The organism is Brevundimonas sp. (assembly GCF_013823285.1).
In the GTDB taxonomy this organism is placed as follows: domain Bacteria; phylum Pseudomonadota; class Alphaproteobacteria; order Caulobacterales; family Caulobacteraceae; genus Brevundimonas.
Window position 1 is genome coordinate 1 of record NZ_PNLV01000115.1, and the last position, 7,032, is coordinate 7,032.

Annotated in this window: 5 protein-coding genes and 1 pseudogene; 3 read left to right on the forward strand and 3 right to left on the reverse strand. The window is 68.4% G+C overall.

Annotated elements, in window-relative coordinates; genetic code table 11:
- Nucleotides 1-447 precede the first annotated feature (447 nt).
- The gene (locus C0461_RS12500) at nucleotides 448-1,422 is read right to left on the reverse strand and encodes a sodium-dependent bicarbonate transport family permease (protein WP_292107466.1); all 975 of its coding nucleotides are present in this window, start codon (nucleotides 1,420-1,422) and stop codon (nucleotides 448-450) included.
- A 95-nt stretch (nucleotides 1,423-1,517) separates the two neighbouring features.
- On the opposite strand from C0461_RS12500, the gene C0461_RS12505 reads away from it, so the two are divergent.
- The 3 genes from C0461_RS12505 (at nucleotide 1,518) to C0461_RS12515 (ending at nucleotide 3,212) form a co-directional block, all read left to right on the forward strand.
- Nucleotides 1,518-2,387: a LysR substrate-binding domain-containing protein gene (locus tag C0461_RS12505; protein ID WP_292107467.1), complete on the forward strand. Its 870-nt coding sequence runs from the start codon at nucleotides 1,518-1,520 to the stop codon at nucleotides 2,385-2,387.
- A 210-nt stretch (nucleotides 2,388-2,597) separates the two neighbouring features.
- Nucleotides 2,598-2,783 (forward strand): YdcH family protein, encoded by a 186-nt coding sequence (locus tag C0461_RS12510; RefSeq protein WP_292107469.1) that lies wholly within the window; start codon nucleotides 2,598-2,600, stop codon nucleotides 2,781-2,783.
- 243 nt (nucleotides 2,784-3,026) lie between these two features.
- Nucleotides 3,027-3,212 (forward strand): hypothetical protein, encoded by a 186-nt coding sequence (locus C0461_RS12515; protein WP_292107471.1) that lies wholly within the window; start codon nucleotides 3,027-3,029, stop codon nucleotides 3,210-3,212.
- Between the two features lie 338 nt (nucleotides 3,213-3,550).
- Here the strand turns inward: C0461_RS12515 and C0461_RS12520 are convergent, their stop codons facing one another.
- Nucleotides 3,551-6,880, reverse strand: coding sequence for an error-prone DNA polymerase (locus tag C0461_RS12520; protein ID WP_292107473.1), 3,330 nt, complete (start codon nucleotides 6,878-6,880; stop codon nucleotides 3,551-3,553).
- Nucleotides 6,877-7,032: pseudogene (locus C0461_RS12525) on the reverse strand (DNA polymerase Y family protein); the annotation flags it as partial. The pseudogene C0461_RS12525 and the gene C0461_RS12520, both read right to left, overlap by 4 nt.

The following is a 7,032-nucleotide window of genomic DNA, read 5'->3' on the forward strand; positions in this document are numbered from 1 at the left end:
CGCTCCATTGTCCGGCCAGACATAACTCATACAAAATAAACCGGCGGAACGGACCCGCTGGCGATGAGAAAATTTCCGGGACCCGTGCGAGGCTGCGGACCATCCAGCCTGGGACCTGCGATGACTGAAGTCTCGGCTCCGGATCGCGGCACGCCAGGGCCCTTTCGGCGATCCCTGAATTCAGCCCGATCGCCGCGTCGCAAGCTCCACGGGGTCATAACCTTGGCGAGGTCGGCCGCGCCGTCTGCTTTCCACCTGTTGCCGAAATCGCCCAGAGGTCCCTATCAATGTCCGTCATGGGCCCCGGGCCGACACTTGCGTCCGGAGCGTTGACAAGGTTCGGAGTGGGCTCAAAGCGGCGGTTCGGAAGGTCCGGTTCCTGGCGCAGCCCGCATCCTGCGCCGAACTTCGGGCGGATCTCACGATAGCAGTTCCGCGCATCCCGGGTCACGCCGCCAACCAAACCGCCGCGGCGGTGTAGAGGGCGATGCCCACGGTGAGGTTGAACGGGAAGGTGATCGCCAGGGACGCGGTCACAAACACGCCTGGGTCGGCCTTGGGGGCTGCAAGCCGCATGGCCGCAGGCACAGCGATGTAGGACGCAGAACCGGCGAGGATGGTGAGGAGGGCGGCGTTGCCGGCAGTCAGGCCGGCCAGCTGCGCCGCCCCCAGCGCCACGGCGGCGGACAGCAGGGGGAAGCCCAGGGCGAAGGCGACGACGCCCGGCGACAGCTTTCGCCCGCCCTCCATCAGACGGCGGGCGGCGATCAGGCCGATGTCGAGCAGGAAGATGCACAGGGCGCCCTGGAACAGGGGCCCGACGAAGACGTCCAGGCGCGCCATGCCGGGCTCGCCCGAGATCAGTCCGACGAGGAAGCTGCCCAGCAGCATCACGGTGGCCGCGCCGACGAACACCTCCCTCAGGATGGTCCGGCGCCGCCCTGGCTCGCCACGGGCCGCGCCGTTCAGGAGGATCAGGGCGGTGAGGATGGCCGGTGTCTCCATAAGCGCCAGCACCGCCGCCATGTAGCCCCCATAGGGCAGGCTCAGCGCCTCCAGATGCTGCTGCCCCGCCGCGAAGGTGACCACCGACACCGAGCCATAGGTGGCCGCCAGGGCGCAGAGGGTGGGGCGATCCAGTCTGGTGGTCCGCTTCAGGACGATGAAGGCGAGCAGCGGCATCAGGGCGCTGAGGCCGATGCCGACGGCGGCGGCGGCCAGAAAATCCCCATTGATGCCCGCGAGGCGCGCCTCCACCCCGCCTTTGAAGCCGATGCACAGCATCAGATAGAGCGACAGCGCTTTGGCGACCGGCTCGGGGATGGCCAGGTCGGAGCGGGCGAAGGCCGCCGCCGCGCCGATGAAGAAGAACAGGATAGCCGGGGAGGTGAGAAGGGCGAGGCTGGTGGAGAGGTCAGGCATGAAACCGGTTCCGTTGAGGGTGCGCCCGAGTGGCCTCGACCGCACCCGCGATCCAGTTTATTGATGTGATAAAGGTCATAAGAAATGTAAATGAGATGGCGGAGCGGGTGGTCAATCTGGACGTCGACCTGCTGCGCGCCTTCGTGACTGTGGTTGAGACCGGCAGCTTCACCCGCGCCGCCGCTCTGCTCGGCCGCACCCAGCCGGCCGTAAGCCTGCAGATCCGCCGGCTTGAGGATCAGCTGCGGTCACCACTTGTGGATCGGAAAGGCAAGGGCGTCGGGCTGACCACGGAAGGAGCTGCCTTGCTCCCGCAGGCCCGCAGATTGCTGCGGCTCAACGACGAGATCGTGTCGACCCTTGGAGAGGGCGATCTTGAGGGAGAGGTCCGGTTCGGCGCGCCCGAGGACATCGCCACCATGCACCTGCCCGGGATTCTCGGCGCGTTCGCCCGCAGCCATCCGCGCATCAAGCTTTCGGTGACCTGCGATTACACCGCAAACCTGCTGGACCAGATGTCACGCGGCATGCTCGATCTGGCGTTGATCAAGCGCGAGCCCGTGGGCCCTGAACTGGGCGTGCGAGTCTGGAGGGAGCCCCTGGTCTGGGTGGCCCTGGATGCCTCGATCGTCGAGGCTTCGCCCCTGCCGCTGATTATCGCGCCGGCCCCGGACATCTACCGCAAGCGGGCCTTGAGCGCCCTGGCCGAGGCGGGCGTCGCCTTCCGCGCCTCCTTCACCTCGCCGAGCTTCGCCGGTCAGATGGCGGCCCTGCGCGCCGGCCTCGGCGTCGGCGTGCTGCCCGCGGCCATGGCGCCGCGCGATCTGACTGTGCTGGGGAGTCCTCTTCCCGCCCTGACGGACAGCGAAATCGCCCTGGTGTCGGCACGGGGCGCGGGCGGGCCCGCCGCCCTTCTCGCACAGGAAGTCCTGCGCTCGCTGGAGCGAGGCCCGGGGAGCGCATGACGGCGGCTTATGGGGCGCATCATGGCTTCTGATTGGAAAATCCAGCTCACCGCAGACACTGTGTCAGAGCGGCCCGGGCCCCTCTGACGATCACAGCGATCGTGATGTCGGACCGCATCGGGTGAGCTCGATGAAGGGTCCGGCGGTTCCTGCCCATCGAACACGACGGCTTCGGCTTCGAGCGCTCCCCATCAGAGAAGGAGAGGCTCAATGTCTACCGTGTTGGCGTGCCGGCTGCAGGGATTTCACACCTTGCTGGAGATGGCGCTGCGAGACGAACGGTCGCGCCCCAGCCCCGACGACCGCACCGTCGCGCGCATCAAGAAGAAGAAGCTGGCCATCAAGGACCGGCTTGCCGTCTTTGACGCGCATCCGACGTCGTCTGCATCGCGCTGACGCCCGAAGGGTCGGCGGGTCGCACCGCCCGTCGACCCGATGGGTCCGCCCCACCGACTGTGATCGCTGCACAAACGGCGATCCGAAGAGAGGCCCCATGCAAAGAGCCAGCAGCCCTCGACGGGTTCGCCTGACGGCGTCCCCCCAAGATCTCGGGATCCCCGCGATAGATGTAATCCCCGTGCGCAGTGCGGCCGGTCCGCAAACGGGCGAAAATCCGGTCCGTAGACGGGGGACATGGTCATGAGGGTCACCCCCGTAGCCCGCGTCAACGCCCAGGCCCTGGCCGTTCATCTGGCGCAGATGACGTCTCGGGTCGCCGGGCACCAGAGCTCGCCGACGTCGCGGCCTGTCGAGGCCCCCGGCGCGATCGTCGCCGACAACTCCACACGCCGGCCAAGCCGGCACACTTTCGACATCCGCGTCTGAGCACGGCATTCCACAGAACGCGCCATGACCCAGGACCCCAACGATTCCCTGACGGCGGGCTACCGGCGGTGCTGCCAGTCCACCGCCAAGCTTTCTCCGACCGGCCAGCGCTCGGAAGATATGTTGGGCGCGTCCGGTTCGATCCTCCCGGCTATCCGGTGCGGCCGGCCCGCTCTTCCAGCGGAGGTCCGCTCACGAGTTCGCAGGGCCCTTGGCTGGCCTGCCCGCCCGGCACTGGGCTCTGGATACCCCATAGGCGCAGAGCAGTTGCTGGAACTCACCCATTACTGGGTGCTCAGTGTTCTGGCTCGGACGCTGTGCCTATGTCCGGTTCTGGCTCAGTGGAAGTCCCGTGAGCCGGGCAGCATGCGCAGGTCGCGGGGGTGCTGGGGGTGGATGAACTCGTCGGCGCCGGAGAGTTGCAGCACCGGCTCGTGATCCGGCGACAGACGGTTGAGGTCAGCGGAGCGGTCGTAGAGGCGATCGGCCATCAGGTGGACCACGCCCTCGACGCTCTTTTCCACCACGCCCTCCACGCCCAGCAGGCGGGCGCCCATGACCACGCGGCGATAGGTCTCGAAGGTGCGCACCCACAGCACCAGATTGGTGACGCCGGTCTCGTCCTCCAAGGTGATGAAGATGGCCTTGCCGTTCCCGGGTCTCTGACGCACCAGCACGATGCCGGCGGTGCGCACCCGCGAGCCGCACCGCTTCGCCTCCACCTGGGCGCAGGTGAGAAATCCCTCGGCCGCGAACACCGGGCGCAGGACGGCCATGGGATGGGCCTTCAGCGACAGGCGGGTGGTCTGATAGTCGGCGGCCACATGTTCGCTGAGGGCCATGACGGGAAGGGCGGCGTCCGGCTCCTCCCCCAGCTCCCTGGCGCCGGCGGCGGCGAACAGGGGCAGGGCGTCGTCGTCGGGCAGGCGGCGTACCGCCCACAGGGCCTCGCGCCGGTCCAGACCCATGGAGCGGAAGGCGTCGGCGTCGGCCAGCTTGCGCAGGGCCGTCACGGGCAGCCGAGCGCGGCGCATCAGGCCCTCGACCCCGTCGAACGGCCGGGTGCGGGCGGCCGCCAGGGCCTGGGCCCACTCCTTCCGAAAGCCATCGATCTGGCGCAGGCCCAGACGCAGGGACAGGGCGTCCTTAGGACCCTCCAGGGTGTTGTCCCAGAGCGAATGGTTCACATCGATCGTCCGCACCTCGACCCCGTGTTCACGGGCGTCGCGCACGATCTGGGCGGGGGCGTAGAAGCCCATGGGCTGGCTGTTCAGCAAGGCGGCGGCAAAGGCGGCGGGGTGCCGGCACTTGATGTAGCTGGAGACATAGACCAGCCGCGCGAAGCTGGCGGCGTGGCTTTCCGGAAAGCCGTAGGAGCCGAAGCCCTTGATCTGTTCGAAGCAGCGCCGCGCGAACTCCGGATCATAGCCGCGTGCGATCATTCGCCCGACCATGCGGTCCTCATAGGTGTGCAGGGTCCCGTCGCCCCGGAAGGTGCCCATGGCCTTGCGCAGGCCGTTGGCCTCGCGGTCGCTGAACTCGGCGGCGACCATGGCCACCTTCATGGCCTGCTCCTGAAACAGGGGCACGCCCAGGGTCCGGTGCAGGATGGTCTTCAACTCGTCCGGGTCGTGGGGCGGCGCCGGGCTGGCGTAGACGACGTCTTCCTGACCCTTTCGGCGGCGCAGATAGGGATGGACCATGTCGCCCTGGATGGGGCCCGGTCGCACGATGGCCACCTGGATCACCAGATCATAGAAGGCGCGGGGCCGCAGGCGCGGCAGCATGTTGATCTGGGCCCGGCTCTCCACCTGAAACACCCCGATGGAGTCGCCCTTGCACAGCATGTCGTAGACGTCCGGCTGTTCGGCCGGGACCGAGGCCAGATCGTGCTCCACGCCCTCGTGCGCCTTCATCAGCTCCAGCGCCTTCCTGATGCAGGTCAGCATGCCCAGCGCCAGCACATCCACCTTCATCAGGCCCAGCTCGTCGATGTCGTCCTTGTCCCATTCGACGAAGGTGCGGTCGGCCATGGCCGCATTGCCGATGGGAACCAGCTCGTCCAGCCGCCCGCGGGTCAGGATGAAGCCGCCCACGTGCTGGCTGAGATGGCGGGGGAAGCCCAGGATGCGCCCGGCCATGTCCACGGCGCGCCGGATCATGGGATTGGCCGGGTCCATGCCCGCCTGTTCGATCTGGGCGTCGGGGATGGACGCGCCCCAGCTTCCCCACTGGGTGGAGGCCAGGCGCGCGGTCACATCCTCGGTCAGGCCCAGGGCCTTGCCCACCTCGCGGATGGCGCTGCGGGGACGATAGCGGATGACGGTGGCGGCGATGCCGGCGCGCTCGCGGCCATAGGTCTCATAGATGTGCTGGATGATCTCCTCGCGCCGCTCGTGCTCGAAATCCACGTCGATGTCGGGCGGCTCGTTGCGGTCCGCCGACATGAAGCGCTCGAACAGCAGGTCGTGGTGGACCGGATCGACGCTGGTGACGCCCAGCACATAGCAGACCGCCGAATTGGCCGCCGAGCCGCGCCCCTGACACAGGATGCCCTTGTCCTCGGCCACCCGCACGATGTCGTGGATGGTCAGGAAATAGGGCGCCAGATCACGCTCGGCGATATAGGCCAGCTCCTTGTGGATCAGGGCCATGACCTTGTCCGGCGCGCCGTCCGGATAGCGCATCGGCAGGTGGCGGTTCACCAGGGTCTGCAGCCAGCCCTGCGGTGTCTTTCCCGGCGGAATGGGCTCTTCGGGATACTCGTAGCGAAGCTCGGCCAGGTCGAACGCTGAGCGGGCCAGCAGGGTCTGGGTCTCGGCGAGGGCGTCGGGCGCGTCGGCGAACAGGCGGGCCATTTCCTCGGGGGGTTTCAGATGACGCTCGGCGTTGGCCAGCAGGCGCCGCCCGGCCTGATCGATGGTCACGCCCTCGCGGATGCAGGTCAGGACGTCCTGAAGGTCCCGCGACTCCGGCGCGTGATAGAGCACGTCGTTCATGGCCAGCAGGGGCGTGCGTGCGCGCGTCGCCAGCGCCATCAGCCGTGCCAGTCGCCGCCGGTCGTCGCCCCGCCGGTGCATGGCCGCGCCCAGCCAGACCGCGCCGGGCCGCGCGTCGTTCAGGCGGGCGAGAAGATCGGGCAGGGCGTCCATGTTCTGGTCGGGAACGGCGACGAGCAGCAGCCCGTCCGGGTCCGCCAGCAGGTCATTCAGATGTAGCAGGCACGCGCCCTTTTTCGCCCGGCGCGAACCCAGCGTCAGCAGCCGCGTCAGCCGTCCCCATCCGGCCCGGCCCTCGGGATAGGCGACGATGTCCGGCGTCCCGTCCGCGAACACCAGCCGCGCCCCGGTGAGCAGACGAAAGCCCTGCGCCCGTTCCCGAATGGCCGCGGCCAGATCGGGAGAGGCGTTATCTTCCACGAAGACCACCTCGCCGGGCGAGCCGCCGGTGCGGAGCTTTTCGGGCGCCCCGCCGTGCTCCTTGAGCTGCTTCAGCGCGCTCCACGCCCGCACCACCCCCGCGACGGTGTTGCGGTCCGCCAGCCCCAGCCCCGTGTGACCGCGCAGCACAGCGGTCAGCACCAGATCCTTTGGATGCGAGGCGCCGCGCAGGAACGAGAAATTGCTGGCCGCCACCAGTTCGGCATAGGCGGGGAGGGATGCGCTCATGCGAACAGCCCGTGCACGTACCAGCGGGGCGGCGGATCGTCGCCATAGCCGCCCGCGCGGAACAGCCAGAAGCGGCGGCCTTCCTCGTCCTCCACCCGGTAGTAATCCCGCACCCGGTGGCGGGGCGCGCGCCACCACTCGGCCTCGATGCG

What these genes read in the sequence shown, in the direction of transcription:
- C0461_RS12500 (WP_292107466.1), bottom strand. Translation starts at nt 1,422, where the DNA reads ATGCCTGACCTCTCCACCAGCCTCGCCCTTCTCACCTCCCCGGCTATC.
- C0461_RS12505 (WP_292107467.1), top strand. Translation starts at nt 1,518, where the DNA reads ATGGCGGAGCGGGTGGTCAATCTGGACGTCGACCTGCTGCGCGCCTTC.
- C0461_RS12510 (WP_292107469.1), top strand. Translation starts at nt 2,598, where the DNA reads ATGTCTACCGTGTTGGCGTGCCGGCTGCAGGGATTTCACACCTTGCTG.
- C0461_RS12515 (WP_292107471.1), top strand. Translation starts at nt 3,027, where the DNA reads ATGAGGGTCACCCCCGTAGCCCGCGTCAACGCCCAGGCCCTGGCCGTT.
- C0461_RS12520 (WP_292107473.1), bottom strand. Translation starts at nt 6,880, where the DNA reads ATGAGCGCATCCCTCCCCGCCTATGCCGAACTGGTGGCGGCCAGCAAT.